This is a genomic window from Pseudomonas frederiksbergensis (genome assembly GCF_000802155.2).
GTDB classification, from domain to species: Bacteria; Pseudomonadota; Gammaproteobacteria; order Pseudomonadales; family Pseudomonadaceae; genus Aquipseudomonas; species Aquipseudomonas frederiksbergensis_A.
Genome location: NZ_JQGJ02000006.1, coordinates 232,244 through 247,332 on the forward strand (window position 1 = coordinate 232,244; position 15,089 = coordinate 247,332).

Annotated in this window: 12 protein-coding genes; 7 read left to right on the forward strand and 5 right to left on the reverse strand. The window is 60.7% G+C overall.

What is annotated here, in order from left to right; all coding sequences use genetic code 11:
- Nucleotides 1-111 precede the first annotated feature (111 nt).
- The 4 genes from purT to JZ00_RS14400 all read right to left on the reverse strand — a co-directional run bounded on the left by purT (nucleotide 112) and on the right by JZ00_RS14400 (nucleotide 3,334).
- Nucleotides 112-1,293: a formate-dependent phosphoribosylglycinamide formyltransferase gene (purT, locus tag JZ00_RS14385; protein WP_039591462.1), complete on the reverse strand. Its 1,182-nt coding sequence runs from the start codon at nucleotides 1,291-1,293 to the stop codon at nucleotides 112-114.
- Between the two features lie 89 nt (nucleotides 1,294-1,382).
- Nucleotides 1,383-1,850 carry a VUT family protein gene (locus tag JZ00_RS14390; protein WP_039591461.1) on the reverse strand — a complete coding sequence of 156 codons (468 nt, stop codon included), beginning with the start codon at nucleotides 1,848-1,850 and terminating at the stop codon, nucleotides 1,383-1,385.
- Between the two features lie 135 nt (nucleotides 1,851-1,985).
- Nucleotides 1,986-2,771, reverse strand: coding sequence for a siderophore-interacting protein (locus tag JZ00_RS14395; protein WP_039591460.1), 786 nt, complete (start codon nucleotides 2,769-2,771; stop codon nucleotides 1,986-1,988).
- Nucleotides 2,768-3,334: a PadR family transcriptional regulator gene (locus JZ00_RS14400; protein WP_039591459.1), complete on the reverse strand. Its 567-nt coding sequence runs from the start codon at nucleotides 3,332-3,334 to the stop codon at nucleotides 2,768-2,770. Before JZ00_RS14400 ends, JZ00_RS14395 begins: the two co-directional genes overlap by 4 nt.
- A 435-nt stretch (nucleotides 3,335-3,769) precedes the next feature.
- On the opposite strand from JZ00_RS14400, the gene JZ00_RS14405 reads away from it, so the two are divergent.
- The 7 genes from JZ00_RS14405 (at nucleotide 3,770) to JZ00_RS14435 (ending at nucleotide 11,433) form a co-directional block, all read left to right on the forward strand.
- Nucleotides 3,770-4,261, forward strand: coding sequence for a CS1 type fimbrial major subunit (locus JZ00_RS14405; RefSeq protein WP_039591458.1), 492 nt, complete (start codon nucleotides 3,770-3,772; stop codon nucleotides 4,259-4,261).
- Nucleotides 4,262-4,382: 121 nt separating this feature from the next.
- A complete protein-coding gene (locus JZ00_RS14410) occupies nucleotides 4,383-6,917 on the forward strand; it encodes a TcfC E-set like domain-containing protein (RefSeq protein WP_039591457.1) in 2,535 nt (844 codons plus the stop codon).
- A gap of 80 nt (nucleotides 6,918-6,997) precedes the next feature.
- Nucleotides 6,998-8,266: a hypothetical protein gene (locus tag JZ00_RS14415; RefSeq protein ID WP_039591456.1), complete on the forward strand. Its 1,269-nt coding sequence runs from the start codon at nucleotides 6,998-7,000 to the stop codon at nucleotides 8,264-8,266.
- Between the two features lie 46 nt (nucleotides 8,267-8,312).
- Nucleotides 8,313-9,557 (forward strand): hypothetical protein, encoded by a 1,245-nt coding sequence (locus JZ00_RS14420; RefSeq protein WP_039591455.1) that lies wholly within the window; start codon nucleotides 8,313-8,315, stop codon nucleotides 9,555-9,557.
- A 61-nt stretch (nucleotides 9,558-9,618) separates the two neighbouring features.
- Nucleotides 9,619-10,362 carry a pilus assembly protein gene (locus JZ00_RS14425; protein ID WP_039591454.1) on the forward strand — a complete coding sequence of 248 codons (744 nt, stop codon included), beginning with the start codon at nucleotides 9,619-9,621 and terminating at the stop codon, nucleotides 10,360-10,362.
- Between the two features lie 43 nt (nucleotides 10,363-10,405).
- Nucleotides 10,406-10,891, forward strand: a complete 486-nt coding sequence (locus JZ00_RS14430; RefSeq protein WP_039591453.1) for a CS1 type fimbrial major subunit — start codon at nucleotides 10,406-10,408, stop codon at nucleotides 10,889-10,891.
- A gap of 38 nt (nucleotides 10,892-10,929) precedes the next feature.
- The gene (locus tag JZ00_RS14435) at nucleotides 10,930-11,433 is read left to right on the forward strand and encodes a hypothetical protein (RefSeq protein ID WP_039591452.1); all 504 of its coding nucleotides are present in this window, start codon (nucleotides 10,930-10,932) and stop codon (nucleotides 11,431-11,433) included.
- Nucleotides 11,434-11,482: 49 nt separating this feature from the next.
- Here the strand turns inward: JZ00_RS14435 and JZ00_RS14440 are convergent, their stop codons facing one another.
- The gene (locus JZ00_RS14440; RefSeq protein WP_039591451.1) at nucleotides 11,483-14,596 is read right to left on the reverse strand and encodes a transglycosylase domain-containing protein; all 3,114 of its coding nucleotides are present in this window, start codon (nucleotides 14,594-14,596) and stop codon (nucleotides 11,483-11,485) included.
- Between the last annotated feature and the right edge of the window lie 493 nt (nucleotides 14,597-15,089).

Consider the following 15,089-nt stretch of genomic DNA (forward strand, 5'->3'; position numbering starts at 1 on the left):
AAAAAGGCGACACCCTTGCGGGTGTCGCCTTTTTTGTTTCTGCACTGAGCCTGTGTGAACGCAGGCCTTTGAGCTCCCTCGCCACAGGGGATCGTGCTCAGCCTTGGGCTTTTACAGTTCGATCTTGACCGCCTGGGAAGCCCGGGTCGCCTTGGCGCGGGCGGCTTCGATGGATTCGTCGCGGGCCAGGGCCACGCCCAGGCGGCGCTGGCCGTTGACTTCCGGTTTGCCGAACAGACGCAGCGCCGTGTCCGGCTCGCTCAGGGCGGCGCCGAGATTGGCGAACGCGGTCTGGGTCGACTGGCCTTCCACCAGGATCACCGCCGAAGCCGAAGGGCCGAACTGGCGGATCAACGGGATTGGCAAACCGAGAATGGCGCGGGCGTGCAAGGCGAACTGCGACAGGTCCTGGGAAATCAGCGTCACCAGGCCGGTGTCGTGCGGGCGCGGCGAGACTTCGCTGAACCACACCTGGTCGCCCTTGATGAACAGCTCGACACCAAACAGGCCGCGACCACCCAGGGCCTCGGTCACTGCCTTGGCGACGCGCTCGGATTCGGCCAAGGCCACCGGGCTCATGGCCTGGGGCTGCCAGGATTCCTGATAGTCGCCTTTTTCCTGGCGGTGGCCGACGGGTGCGCAGAACGTCGTGCCGCCCACGTGACGCACGGTGAGCAAGGTGATTTCGTAGTCGAAGTCGATGAAGCCTTCGATGATCACCCGACCCTTGCCGGCACGGCCGCCTTCCTGGGCGTAGTCCCAGGCTTTCTGCACGTCATCGGCGCTGCGCAGCAGGCTCTGGCCCTTGCCCGAGGAACTCATCACCGGCTTGACCACGCACGGGAAGCCCAGGGTTTGCACAGCCTTGCGGTAGTCTTCGACAGTGTCGGCGAAAAAGTACGGCGAGGTCGGCAGGCCCAGCTCTTCGGCGGCCAGGCGACGAATACCTTCGCGGTTCATGGTCAGTTGCGCGGCGCGAGCGGTAGGGATCACCGTGAAACCTTCGGCTTCCAGTTCCACCAGGGTCGCAGTGGCGATGGCTTCGATTTCCGGCACGATGTAGTGCGGCTTCTCGGCCTCGATCACCGCGCGCAGGGCGGCGCCGTCGAGCATGTTGATCACGTGGCTGCGGTGGGCCACTTGCATGGCCGGTGCATTGGCATAGCGATCCACAGCAATCACCTCGACGCCCAGGCGCTGCAGCTCGATTACCACTTCCTTGCCCAGCTCACCGCTGCCACACAACAAAACGCGGGTCGCGGTGGGCGACAATGGAGTTCCGATACGGGTCATCTGAAGGTCCTCAAACAGGAGCGGGTCATTGGGGCGCGCGCCGGGCGAGCTTCCCATGGGAGAAAGCGCGGCATTTTACATGAACCGCGTCAGCCGGCGATGGCCTGTTTGCGCAGGCGCCAGGCCATTATCAGCCAGACGGCCGTGACCCCGGCGAATTTCGAGAGCAGGGCGGTCGTCACCACTGCGGGGGTCAGGGCGTCGATCAGGCCGAAGAAAATGAAGGTGTCGAGGGGGATGCTCAAGGCCGAACTGATCCACAGACGGTCATGCAGCGGACGCTTGGTGACGGTGAACACCAGCCAGTCGATGCACTCCGATACGGCGAACGCGGTGGCGCTGGCCAGGGCGATGGTCGGGTCGCAAGTGACGTAGGACAACACCAGCGCCGCCAGCATCGCCACGATGGCGCCGTGGCCGAAACGGGTCTGCACCATGTCGCGCAACACGAACACCAGCCCGCCCCAGGCCGACCAGATGACGTCCAGGTGCGGCGCGGCGGAGAAAGCGAAGTTGATCAGCACGACGCTGCCGATGTAGGCGATCAGGAAAAGCATGGGGCGGGGCACCTGGTATTGCCGGATAAGGTATTAAAGGACAGCGATAGCACCTGTGGCGAGGGAACAAGCTCCCTCGCCACAGGTGGATGGCGGTTTCAATGGGTGAAGAGTACTTCAGCCACCGCCACGCCCTCAATCTTCCTCACTGTTATCCAGTTTCCAATACCCCACCGCCTTCACGAAATCCTGGTCCAGCCCTTTCTCTTCCAGCAGCACCCTGCGAATCTGCCGCGACACTTTGCTTTCGGTCGCGACCCAGGCGTACAGCTTGCCGCCGGGCATCTCCAGCTGCTGCACGGTGCGCAGCAGGCTGTCCTGGCGACCCTCGCGCAACACCCAGATCACATGCACCTGCGCCGGGCTGTGGAGCACTTGCTGTTCGGCGCCATTTTCCACTTCCACCACCACCAGCGCACGCCGATTGGGGGCGAGGCCCTCGAGGCGACGGGCGATGGCGGGCAGGGCGGTTTCGTCGCCGATCAACAGGTAGCTGTCGAAGATGTCCGGTACGACCATCGAGCCCCGGGGGCCGGCGATATACAGGTGGTGCCCCGGTGCTGCCTGCGCGGCCCAGGTCGAGGCAGGGCCGTCACCGTGGAGCACGAAGTCGATGTCCAGTTCGAGGGTGTCCAGGTCATAGCGGCGCGGGGTGTAGTCGCGCATTTCAGGCATCGGGCCCTGGGCTTTGCCGGCAGTGGGGTTGAAATCTTCCAGGGCGGCGTGCTCCTCCGCATTTTGTGGGAACAGCAGCTTTACGTGATCGTCCGTGCCCAGGCTGACGAACCCGGCCAGCTCCGGCCCGCCGACCGTGATGCGGCGCATGCGCGGGGTCAGGTCTTCGACCCGCAGCACTTGCAGGCGGCGGCGTTTGATCTCGTGGCTGACGCGGTGAATGGTGTTTGGATCGATTTCGGTCATTGGCTTGACTCCGAGACAGGTGGACGGTCGCAACCGTCGACGATGGCTTTGGCGGTGGCGTTGAGCAAGTCGCACACCCGCCGGGTTTCTTCAGGACTCCAGCGGCCAGAGTGATTTTGCAGCGCATGGCGCAGGTTATACACCGCTTCCTGGACCTGCGGGGGGCGATCATGGCCGTGCAGCGTGCGCTTGCTGTCTTCAATGCGTGTGCGCACCTCTTCCAGCGTCTGGGCCTGCTTCTCAAGTGATAGACGTCCAGCATCGGTCACGCTGTAGCATTTTTTTTCTGTTTCAACGCAGCAGGTGACCATCGCGTTTTTTTCCAGGAAGGCCAGGGCCGGGTAGATCACCCCAGGGCTGGGGCTATAGGCCCCTTCGAACATCTTTTCGATCCTGCGGATCAGGTCATAGCCATGGCAGGGCTGTTCAGCGATCAGGGCCAACGACAGTAACTTGAGGTCCCCGGCGGCGAATACACGAGCGTTGCGTCGGTTACGGTCACGACCGGTCGGGTGTCGCTCGAAACCATCGTGGGCGTTGGGATCGGAATAAGGGGCTGCCATGTACTGCTCTCCATGCTGCATAAGTTAATGCGAAGTGCTGGTTCTTTATTTGAGATACATCTTTGCGCTTGATATATCTTGAAGTTGAGATATATCTAGTTGAGTTGATGTTGTATGAGTTGCCCAAGACCTTACCTGAATGAGTCGGGCTTGAGAGGAGGGCGCCTTTTTTTATGATTTTTATTGACTTTTATAGAGGCCGCTTGGTGCATGGTTTTGTGGGCAGTTTCTTACATCCAAATTGGCGTTTTAAATGAATTAAGGTATTTTTCTCTCTTTTGTATGGTGGAATTACTACAAGTGCTTGGGAATTTGCCTGCTTTTTTTAGTTGTTAAGAACCGATCATGCCCAGCGTTGAAGTTGCAGCTCTCGAACTATTAGGCGAGCTGCAACTTCAGCCCTTCTCTTTATGGCTATGAACAGGTATTAACAACATGCTCAAACAATTCATGACCGGTGCTTCGCTGGCAGCCGCTGCCCTGAGTTCCTCGCTGGCATTCGCCGCCGATGATGCGCGCTCGTCCATCCATATCAGCGCGAACATCCCGACCCAACAGTTCCATGTGCAGCCGCGCAACCCGGACTTCGGTAAGGATGAGACCATGAGCTACAACACGGTCAGCGGCACCTTGTCGTCGTTGCGCGCTACCTATGACGTGAAGAACACCGAGGGCTCGGTCCACGCCTACATCGAGGGCGGTCCGGCGGCGCTGTACAACGGCAGCAACTCCATCGCGCTGACCACGGCTTTCAACGGCGTCACCCTGACCGCCACGCCTCAGGAAGTGGTGGACGATGCGACCTCCACACCGGGTACCCAGGCTGACATGACCATCGTCGCCGCCAGGCCGCTCGATACCCAGAACGGCCTGTACACCGCCGACATGACCGTCATCTTCGACGCCGTGCCTCGCGCTACTCCGTGATGCCATTCAATGCCCGCTGAGGTTCTCCTCTTCGGGCATTGCTGCAGGCCGGCCGGTCTTCCCCAGCCGGTCGGCCTGTCCCTGAAACGCCCAGATAGCTCGCTGATTAGAGAGTCCGTTGATGTTTCCGATGACACCCATCGCGGGTGCGCTCGCGCTGCTGTTGTGCGCGAACGCATTGGCCGCGCCGACTGCCCCTGGTACGACACCGAAAAGCTTGTTGTCCCAGGCCAAAGGCTTGCCGGCGGAATTTGAATCCCATTTCTTCGATGTGCCCTTGGCGGTTCGTGTTGAACTCAATCAACAGTTCCTCGGCGAAGCCATGGTGGTATTGAGCCGGGACGACCGCATCACATTGCTCGAATTCACCGATACCCAGGACAGTTCGATCAATCACGTCGAGCGCCAGCAATGGGAGCAACACCTCAAGCAGGGGCAGCCGTTGGGCGCCTGCGAAGCTGGGTGCCCGTCCGGGCTGCTCGCCGTGCACTACAGCCTCGAAAATTCATTGGTTTCGATCCTGACCCGGGACGTGGAGCGCTTGACGCAAGCCAAGCGTTACTACGATCAGCCGGAAGAAGGCAGCCTGGGCCTGATCTTCAACAACCAACTCAATATCAATGGTGGCCAGGAACAGGACACTGGCGGGCGTTACGGCCTCAATGCCAGTTCCAGTCTCGGCAACTGGAGCCAGTCGCTGGACTTGCAACTCTCGCGTCTTGGCGGCCCGGACGACAAGCTGTACCACGCCGTCCATGAGCTCCATACCCAGCGGGAAATGGAAGGCTCCTTCTTTCGCCTGGGCTACTTCACGCCCGGTTCCGATGGCTTGAACCGGCAGATTCGTTCATTCGGTGCCAACCCGGACACCGCATTGGGCGTGATGTACGGCAGTTCCGACAGCCTGGCGATCGACAATCCGAAACCCAGCGTCTACCCCATTTATGTCACCGCGAGCCGCCAGGCTTCGGTGGAAATCTATCGCAATGGCCTGCTGATCAATACCCAGGCCGTCAGCGCCGGGCTGCAAAGCCTGGACACCCGCCCCTTGCCTGGCGGGATCTACGAAGTGGAAGTGCGGCTGGTCGAGGATGGGCAAATCACTGCCACCAGCCAGGAGCTGGTCTACAAGCCCAACAATTGGAGCAACTCCGAAGACCGCTGGCGCTACAACCTGTTCGCCGGCCGCGAGACCCGGCTCTGGAGCAACTGGGAAGACCAGCCGTCAGGGTTCATGACGGCTGGGGTCGGCCTCAATTACCTGTTGCATCCCCGGGTGATCCTGGGCGCCTCCACCCGCAAGGTGCAGGACAAGATGCAAGTCGGCACCTCGGTGGACTGGACCCTGGGCACCAGCACCAGCCTGTACGCCAACGTCTATAAAACCCAGGACTACGGCAACGGCATGGACCTGCAAGGGCTGTACAGCTATGGCCAGGGCAGCATCGTCGCCAGCCACAACCGCAGTTGGCTGGACACCCGCAACACTTACGAAACCCTGCCGGACGGTACCCGCATCCGCCAACGTGACGTGTACGTCGGCCATACCAGCAACTCGTCGCTGTCGGTCAATCATCGCTTGAGCAACAAGACGTCCATCAATGGGCGGCTGGCCTACAGCGAAGGCAACGTGCAGGGCACCGGCCTGGACCTGGGTTGGACCCAGCGGGGCAAATTACGCGGCAGCGATGCCAACTGGCGATTGTCGGTGTTCGATCGCCCCGGTACTTCCAGCACGGCCGACAAGCGCAATCGCGGCCTGGACTTGAGCGTCAGTGTCGCCCTGGGTGGGCCGGGCGAGTACTGGTCGGGTAGCGTCGGCACGCGCACCTCCCGCGATGGCGCACGGGACAACAACGCCTCGCTGTCATACCGCCGCGACCTGCAGGACCATGTCCTGCAAAGCGTCTCTGCCACTGCACTGGCTGACACTTATGGCGTGGGCCTGTCCGGCATCGCCAGCTTCCAGACCGACTCGCTGTATGGCGATGGCTTCGTCCAGCGTTCGTCCTACAACGACAACCTCACCGGCGGCCTCAACCTGAGCAGCACGGTGGCCGTGGGCGGCAGCAAGGCAGCCTTTACCGCCATACCCCATGGGCGCGGCGCGGGGATGATCGTCGATGTGGAAGCCGACGTGGATGACGTGATCCTGCGCGCCGACGACTTGACCGGCGGCAGCACCACCTTGCATCCAGGTCGTAACTTCGTCCCCATCACTGCCTATAAAAACAGCATGGTCACCTTCGACTTCGAAGGCGTGCACCCTCCGGCGGCGAGCATCGAGCCCTCGCGCACTCGTTATCACTTGAACAAGGGCGGCGTGGACTACCGCAAGATCAGTGTGTTGAGAACCGTGACCGTGCTCGGTCGCCTGTTGGACGACCAAGGACAACCGCTCAAGGGCCACCACGTCATCAACCACGCCAGCCGCGGTGTCAGCGAGGCGGATGGGTTCTTCTCCATGGAAATGAATGCCGGCTCGCCCACTCTGGAGGTGCGTTATGGCAGCGAGTTGTTCTGCCGGTTCCGCCTTGATCCGGACAGCGCCCAGAGGGAAGGGGACGTGCTGATGATCGGTGATTTGCGCTGTACGCCGGATACGTTGGCCGATACGGCACTCGCCGAGGCTCACGGTGAGAAGCAGCGCTCATGAGATATCTGGGGCGACGATTATTCGACGGGCCCGACACTGCGCATTCGCGGCGATTCCCACTGATACACGAGGTTGTATTGATGAACTATTTATTGGTGGCAGGACGCAAGGTGGCTTCTGTGTCGTTGCTTTCCTTGATATTGGCCGGGCCGCTGACGGCTACCGCGGCTACCGGTGACATCAGCGCGGTTTTCCGGCCAGACCCCGCGAAACCCTCGGAAAACGAGTTCATCAATACCACGCCACCCTCGGGGTTCTGCAGATCATGGCCGACGCGATGTGCTGCTCTAGGTATCTTCAGCCTTGCGCTGCCCATTACTTTCCAGTCAACCAAAGCCATCGAGGCCAATCATTCAGATAGTCGGCAAGGCGCGATGCTCAAGGTGCCAGGCGATTGGCGAGCGCTGCAGGTGACTCATTCGGGCACGGGTGAAAGCCATGAGGTTTCGGTGCGGATTTCCGCGATTGGCGCGACGTATCGCCTCACCCCTGGTGCACAGGAGCTGGTGGGTGGGGGAGTGAGCGTCAGACAGGCGCATATGATGCTTTGGGCCGGCGGGGTCTGGAATAGAGCGCCTTCACCATGCAGTGAGGGCTCAACAGAGGAATTTTATTATGGTGGCAACGCCTTTGAATTTTTCTGGCGAACCCCGCTACAAGATGCTGCGTGTACGAAACAAGCAAAATATCTGATCCCGGCGTTTCTGTATCACGAAATGAGCTATGGATACCAATTGCGCACCCCCAACCCGTTGAAGATGTCGTCGGGTCATTACACGGGAACGCTCACCTATACGGTCGGGCCGGGTCAGGACTTCGACATGGGTGATGTCATGCTGCCGGACGATTCGATTCTGACCCTCAATTTCAATCTCGAAGTCCAACACACCCTCAAAGTCGAAGTTCCTCCAGGCGGCAACCGTGTGGAGCTCGTCCCCCAGGAAGGCTGGCAATCCTGGCTCAACAGCGGGCGCAAGCCGACACGGTTGTTTCGCGACCAGCGCTTTCACATCTCGGCCTCATCACGTTTCAAGATGGGCCTTGAATGCCAATACGTCAGCGGCAACACCTGCGCGATTTCCGAAACCAGCAGCGGTCACCAAGTGCCGGTGAACGTCAGCGTGACGCTGCCCCAGGGCCTGACCGATGGGGCCAACCAACCAGTCGATCGCCGGCCCTTGCTGCTCGATGGCAGCGGCACCGAATTGTTCCAGCCGTCGTTCTACCTGGATCGCAAGTCGGGAATGCTGCATTTCGAAGTGGACCGCAGCAGCGTCGAGGACATGCTCGACAGCGGCGCCAAGGCTTATACGGGCAACGTCACGGTGATCTGGGATTCGGAAGTTTAAAAGGACTTGCTCTATTCGAGCCAACGTAGGGACATGGAGTTTTTCGATGGGACGATTACCTGTAGCAGTAAAGGGCACGCTTGCGATGTATCTGCTTGCAAGCACGCCGGTGGCCGATGCCTTGACCCAAGACATCAGCGCCGTATTCAGACCCGATCCGTCGAAGCCTCAGGAGGCTGCATTTCGCAACACCACGCCGGCGAGTGGCTATTGCGCCGAATTCTCTTCCCAATGCCAGGCGTGGAACATGGCCAGCCTGCGGCTGCCGCTGTCGGTCAATTCCATCAGGGCGATCCAGGCCGAACATGCCGATGCTCGGCAAGGGGCGATGTTCCAAGTGCCGGCCAACTGGCGTACGGCGCAAATCGTCCATTCTGGAACGGGCGAAACCGAGATCGTCCAGGTGCGGTGGGTCGGCATTGGTTCTCGATACCAGTTTCCTGGCAGCGTGGTCGACCTGGTGGGCGGTGGGGTGGACCCCGGTACAGCGCATACCAAATTGTGGGGCCAGAACTGGGATTACCCACCGGCATCTTGTCATTCCAGCGGTTTCGGTCGTATGGGGGAGACTTTCTACGAGTTCTTCTGGCGCACGCCAATGGAGATCGTCTGCGCTAAAAGAGCCCAGTACCTGATTCCCAGCATGGCCTACCCGTACGTGGACTTTGCCTATGAACTGCGCATGCCCAACCCCCTGAGAATGACGGCCGGCCAGTACACCGGGGACCTGACGATCAGTGTCGGGCCAGGTCGGGAAGTGGACATGGGCGACGTGATGTTACCCAGCGACTCGGCAATCACGCTCAATTTCAGGCTCGACGTCGAGCATGCCTTCAAGGTGGAAGTCCCACCCGGTGGAAACCGGGTGGAGCTGGTGCCCGAACAAGGCTGGCAGGCCTGGTTGAACAATGGAAGCAAACCGACCCGGTTGTTTCGGGACCAGCGTTTCCATATCTCGACCTCCTCGCGTTTCAAGATGGCGCTCGAATGCCAGCACATCAGCGGCAACACCTGCGCGATCGCCGAAACCGGCACCGGCCATACCGTACCGGTGGACGTCAGGGTCACCCTGCCCGATGGCTTGACCGATGGCGGCGGCCTGCCCATCAACCGGCGTCGCCTGCTGCGCGACGGCAGTGGCACCGAGCGGGTCCAGCCCAATGTCTATATCGATCGAAAGCCCGCCAGCCTGCACTTTGAAGTGACCCGCGACAGCATCGAAGAAATGCTGGTCGGCGACGCCAGGACCTATGTCGGTAACGTCACGGTGATTTGGGATTCGGAAGTTTGAACGGCTCCAAGAGCCGACAGTATTCAATGAAATTTGAACAACACACGAGGTTCAAGCAGTGATGAAGCATGTATTGGCGTGGATGGGTTTTTATCTGTTTTGTGGCGTGGCCCAGGCCGGGCCGCAGATCGGCGTGGGGGTCGTCTATGACTATCTGGACGCGGACAAGAGTACCTACATGAAACGGGTGTTCAACGGCGGCACGTCCACCGCGTTCGTCAAGGTCAACGTTCTGGAAATCCACTACAACGAGGACGGCAGCTACCGAGAGGAGCCGGTGCAAAGCCAGGAAGGGGGCTTGGCCAAGGATGGCTTGATGGCCAGCCCGGCGCGGCTGATCGTGCCGGCAAACGGTGTGCAGGGTACGCGCCTGCTGTTCATGGGCAATCGCGACAAGGAGCGTTATTTCCGGGTGCGTTTCGTACCGGTGGTGCCGGAAGCCGAAGACGAGTTCGCCATCAGCAAGGAAGAGCGCGAGCAATACAAGAAGGAGCGTGTGGCGGCTGGAGTCAAGGTCCTGGCGGGCTACGGCACGGTGTTCTTCGTGCGGCCCAAGGACACTCGGTTCCAGACCGTTATCGAGGACGATGCCGATAAATACCTGATGCGCAACAACGGCAACAGTGTCCTGGTGATCGATGAATTCAAGGACTGCGCGGCAAAAAAGGAAAACGACTGCCGCCCGACCACCAAGCACCACGTCATGGCCGGCCGCACCTTTTCCTTCGAAAAGGAGGCGGGGCGCGAGTACCGCTTCACGTTGATCGAGGGCAGCCAGAGCAAGGCCATCGAGATCAAGGGTTGACGGTCGCCGTCGCCGAACCGTTGCCAACGCACAGGTAATCACCATGTCCAAGACACCGCTACGCCCCCTCGCATTGACCGTGCTGATTCTGCCCTGGGCTTCGGCCTGGGCAGCGGTCGAGCGGGAAACCTTCGAGGTCTACGTGACCATTCCATCGGCCGATTTTTTCGTGCTGCCCCTCGACCCGCAATTGGTCCAGCGCGAACAACGCTTGCCGTTCAGCACCATCACCGGCGAGCTGAGCCCGTTGCGGGCGATCTACGAGGTGAAGAACTCCAACGGCTCCATCGACGCGCGCCTGGCGGAGGAAGCGTACTTGTCCAACGGTCGTGAACGCATCGATCTGCAGGTGAGGTTCAACAACGTCCCATTGACCCTCGACTCGACCCCGGTGGTGTCGGCCAGCGAAGCCCGGCCCGGACGGCAAGTGCCTTTGGAAATCGCTGCCGTCAGGCCCGCAGGCGAAAACTATGTGCCCGGCGATTACTACGGCACCGTGCACATGGTGTTCGATGCCGTGGCGCCGTAGGGCTTGGTCTTTTTTTACGACGCAAAAAGGTAACGACGATGCATGAATTAATGACCGCTGTTGTGCTGGGTGCTGCCATCCTGAGCCCGTTACAGGCGGGGGCGGCTGATGACGCACGTTCAACCATCCACATCACGGCGAACATACCGAACAAGCAGTTTCATGTGCAGCCGCGAAATCCGGATTTCGGCAAGGACGAGGTGATGCATTACAACCCGCTGACCTACCAATTGACGCCCTTGCGCCACACCTTTGACGTGAAGAATACCGACGGTTCGGTTCACGCCTATATCGAAAACGGTGCGAGCTCGGGGTCGATCCCTTTGACCAACGGGGTGGACTATGTGGGCTTGAGGGTCATCTTCAACGAGGTGCCCCTGGATAACCTGCCGAAGGAAGTCGTGGACGACGCCACGTCCACACCGGGTACCCAGGCGGAAATGCGGATCGTTGTTGCGATGCCACCTCGCCCGCTTTCTCCTGGCCTGTACAACGCCGACTTCACGGTGATCTTCGATGCGGTGCCCCGTGTCATGCTCTGATTTTGTCGCGAGGGGATGAATCCCCTCGCCACATTTACCTGGCTGCCTGCTATGACGCGTTGCGTGCCACCAACGGCTTGCACTGGGTATGAGTCCCCGGCTGCAAGTAAGGTGAAAGAAACGGCGCCATGCCCTTGAGCACCTGCACCGGCAAGGCCGAGGTGAACTTGAAATTCTGCGCCGACGCTCCCGGCACATAGGCAGTGAGGGTGCCGAAATGGCTGTCGCCGATGTAGAACACGAAGGTGGCGGTGCGGTTGATCGATTTGGAGCTGATGACCCGTCCGCCGGAACCGATGGCTTCGATGCGGTTGTCGCCCGTGCCGGTCTTGCCGCCCATGGCCAATGGCGTTCCGTCGGCCAGCTTGAAGCTGCCGGCTACCCGTTTCGCGGTGCCGGCGTCCACCACTTGGGACAATGCGCCGCGCAAGGCGCGGGCCACTTCCACGGGCATCACCCGCTTGCCGCTGTCCGGGTCGCTGACCACACGCGTTTCATAAGGCGTACCGGCCGCGAATTGCAGACTGTCGACGCGCAATGCCGGGCGCCGCATACCGTCGTTGAGAATGGTGCCCACCAGTTCGGCCAGCGCGGCGGGACGATCCCCGGAACTGCCGATCGCGGTGGCGAGTGAAGGCACGAGGTGGTCGAACGGATAGCCGACTTGCTGCCAACGTTGATGGATATCCAGGAAGGCTTCGATTTCCAGCATGGTGCGGATGCGACTGTCGCGCGCGCTCTTGTGGCGGCTCTTGAACAACCAGCCGTACACCTCCTGGCGTTCGAACCGGCTGGCCTTGACGATCTGGCTGAACTTGGCGTCTGGGTTGTTCAGCAGATACCCCATCAACCACAAGTCCAATGGGTGGACCTTGGCGATGAAACCCTGGTCCGGCAGGTCGTAGGCGCCTGGTCCGTAGCTCTGGTAGAGCCGTTCGAGGCGTTCGTCAGTGAGTTTTTCCGCGCTCTTGGCCGACTTCAAATGCGCACGTACGAAGCGGTTGAAATTCTCCTGGCTTTCGTTGGGAAAGAAATAGCGGTGCACGGCGGCCAGGCGAATCGCGGTAGGGCGCATGCCGTCGAGGAAGGTTTCGAGGCGCTGGCCGGTGTCCTTTTTCTGATACTTCTTCCAGAACTTGAGCAGGAACGAGGTGCCCTCGCGGTCGGCGAACTGGGCCAGGTATTCCTGGCGGCGCGGGTCCTTGTCGTCCTTGAGCAGTTCGGAGCTGTTATTGGGACCGGCGTAGGTGGCGTAGCGCACCAGGTCGCGCATCAAGCGAATGAACGGCAGGTTGATGGATTCGCGCAACGAATCACGTAACGTGGGCAGGCGACCGTCGTCTTCCTTGCGGAAGTTGTGGAAGGTGTGCAGCCCGCCACCGGTGAAGAAGGCCTCGCCGGGGCTGGCTGAGTACTTTCGGTCCAGCGCGGCTTCGAGCATCGTCGGCAGGCTGCGGTCGCTGTTTTCGATCAAGTAGTCCACCGCCCAGCGGGACAGGCGATCCTGCTCGGCGATCTCGGTTTTCTTCAGTGCCGCCGGGGTCTGTTGGGCATAACGTTCGTGCAGTTCGGCGATGATCTGCAGGTAGGTGGTAAGCACGCGCAGCTTGGCGGTGGAGCCCAGTTCCAGCTTGCTGCCTTCGTTGATGTCGAAGGGCTGGTCGGTGCTGTCGGTCTGCACCCGCACGCGCGATCCGTCGGGGGTCAGTTCCAGCAGCGTGAAGCTGTAGCGCACCTGGGTGGTGCTGGTGGGGGTCAGCAGGCGTTCTCCCATCAGGCCGATCTCGGCCGCGAAGGCCGGGTCGGCCAATCGCTTGAGGTATTCGGTGGCCTGGGCCTGCAAATCGCTTTGCAAGGTGCTGGTGGCGGAAAGGTCCAGGCGATCGAGGTCGTACAGCGGACGGTTGAGCAGGGCGGCGATGCGACTGCGGGCGGCACTGATGCCTTTGTTGGTTTCGATGGGTTGGACGGTCGGGTCCTGGACCCAGTCGCGATAGCTGACCTGGCTGGCGAGAGCGGCCTCGGCCAGCGCGGCATCGATCACGCCGTTCTGGGCCAGTAGCCGGATGTGGCTGTCGGTCAGGCGCGCAAGCTCCTCGTGGCCCTTCGAAAGATAATGCGACGGCCGGCGCTGGGCGATCATCAACGACAGCATTTCCCGCAGGGCCAGGCCTTTCTCCGCGAGGCTCTTGGGATCGGTGGCGGTGCTGAACAAGCGTTCATTGGCCCGCTTGAAATCCGCGCCATACCAGACCCTCAGCCCTTCGGCCATGCCATGGACTTCGCCATGCCCGGGCACGGCGGAGAGCGGCACGCTGTTGAGGTAGTCGCGGATGATTCGCTGGCGGGCTTCAAGGGTTTTCGGGCCGGCCTGGTAAGCGCGGACGCTGGCGGAAATCATCTGGCGGATTTTTTCCGCGCCCGACACGGTCAAGCCCTCGGGGGAATGACGGTACTTCTCCAGTTGCGTTGCCAATGTGCTGCCCCCGGCGGATTGCCCCGGCAGGCTCAACAGCTTGGCCACCTGCGACCAGGCCGCCATGCCGAAGCGCGGCCAGTCCACCGCCGGGTTGGCCAGGGGCTGCTTGGGGTCGAGGAGGAAGCGGTTCTCGATGAACAAAAGGCTCTGCACGACCACCGGCGGAATGGCGTCGAAACTGGCGTACAGCTGTTGTGGATATTTGAATTGATAGACCGGCGCGGCGCGGCAATCGGTGATGGTCAGCCCGGCCTGGATCTTCTCCGCATAGGGCACGAACAAGCCCTTGTTGACGTAGTCCATCAGGGCCGGCGAAAAGCGCGCCTGGGCCTCCACCACATAGTCACGCTTGAGCAGGCGCGGCAGGAATTCCCCCAGCGAGCTGTAGCCCAGTCGCTGATCGAACGGGCCGGCACCGGGATAAACGATGGCGTCGCTGGGCCCCGGTTGCACCGAATAGGTCAGGGACTCGGCGTACTGGCTGATTTCCCGGGCCTGGAACCGCGACGTGCGCATTTCCTTGGCCACGGCCAGGCCGACCACCACCGCGATAATCAGCAACAACAACCAGAACGCCCGCCAGCCATGCCGAGCGCGGCGAGTTTTTTTGGGTAAAGGCGCTTCTTCCATACGTTCAGTCGGGACCACAGGTTTGTTCGAATCGGTTTGCCACAAAGCGCCCATAGTCGACTGATCCATTCACGCAGATTGATCGGACTTGCTTGAAGCTTAGACGGTGCTTGGCATGGGGGGAGGGAAATTGTGGAGGCCTGGTCGGGCAGGGGAAGCGTGGAGACTTTTGTGGCGAGGGGATAAATCCCCTCGCCACAGGTTTCTTTTTCAGATCCCCATAACTTCAGGCCAGAGCCTTGAGTTAGAGCCATCAACCCATGCCAACACATGACGCTGCACCATCACTGTGCAATACTCGGCGCCGCTTCAAAAAGGCGGTTAGTTCAGACAATCCCACCTGATAAAGCCATTGTCGTCTCGGGTATTACCTGAATTAACCTGCTTTTACAGTGAAACTCTCTATCCCTGGCTTTTTATACTGCACGGCCCGCTGATCTTGAGGATTTTTCCTACAGGACGGTCTGCCCACAAGGCAGGCCCGGTTTCGGCAATGCTCGCAGGCCACCCGCCCGCGGCTTTGGAGACTCGGTGGTCAATCCAATAA

Bases quoted from the DNA above. Each gene is read 5' to 3' on its own strand.
- purT (WP_039591462.1), bottom strand. From the start codon at position 1,293: ATGACCCGTATCGGAACTCCATTGTCGCCCACCGCGACCCGCGTTTTG.
- JZ00_RS14390 (WP_039591461.1), bottom strand. From the start codon at position 1,850: ATGCTTTTCCTGATCGCCTACATCGGCAGCGTCGTGCTGATCAACTTC.
- JZ00_RS14395 (WP_039591460.1), bottom strand. From the start codon at position 2,771: ATGACCGAAATCGATCCAAACACCATTCACCGCGTCAGCCACGAGATC.
- JZ00_RS14400 (WP_039591459.1), bottom strand. From the start codon at position 3,334: ATGGCAGCCCCTTATTCCGATCCCAACGCCCACGATGGTTTCGAGCGA.
- JZ00_RS14405 (WP_039591458.1), top strand. From the start codon at position 3,770: ATGCTCAAACAATTCATGACCGGTGCTTCGCTGGCAGCCGCTGCCCTG.
- JZ00_RS14410 (WP_039591457.1), top strand. From the start codon at position 4,383: ATGTTTCCGATGACACCCATCGCGGGTGCGCTCGCGCTGCTGTTGTGC.
- JZ00_RS14415 (WP_039591456.1), top strand. From the start codon at position 6,998: ATGAACTATTTATTGGTGGCAGGACGCAAGGTGGCTTCTGTGTCGTTG.
- JZ00_RS14420 (WP_039591455.1), top strand. From the start codon at position 8,313: ATGGGACGATTACCTGTAGCAGTAAAGGGCACGCTTGCGATGTATCTG.
- JZ00_RS14425 (WP_039591454.1), top strand. From the start codon at position 9,619: ATGAAGCATGTATTGGCGTGGATGGGTTTTTATCTGTTTTGTGGCGTG.
- JZ00_RS14430 (WP_039591453.1), top strand. From the start codon at position 10,406: ATGTCCAAGACACCGCTACGCCCCCTCGCATTGACCGTGCTGATTCTG.
- JZ00_RS14435 (WP_039591452.1), top strand. From the start codon at position 10,930: ATGCATGAATTAATGACCGCTGTTGTGCTGGGTGCTGCCATCCTGAGC.
- JZ00_RS14440 (WP_039591451.1), bottom strand. From the start codon at position 14,596: ATGGGCGCTTTGTGGCAAACCGATTCGAACAAACCTGTGGTCCCGACT.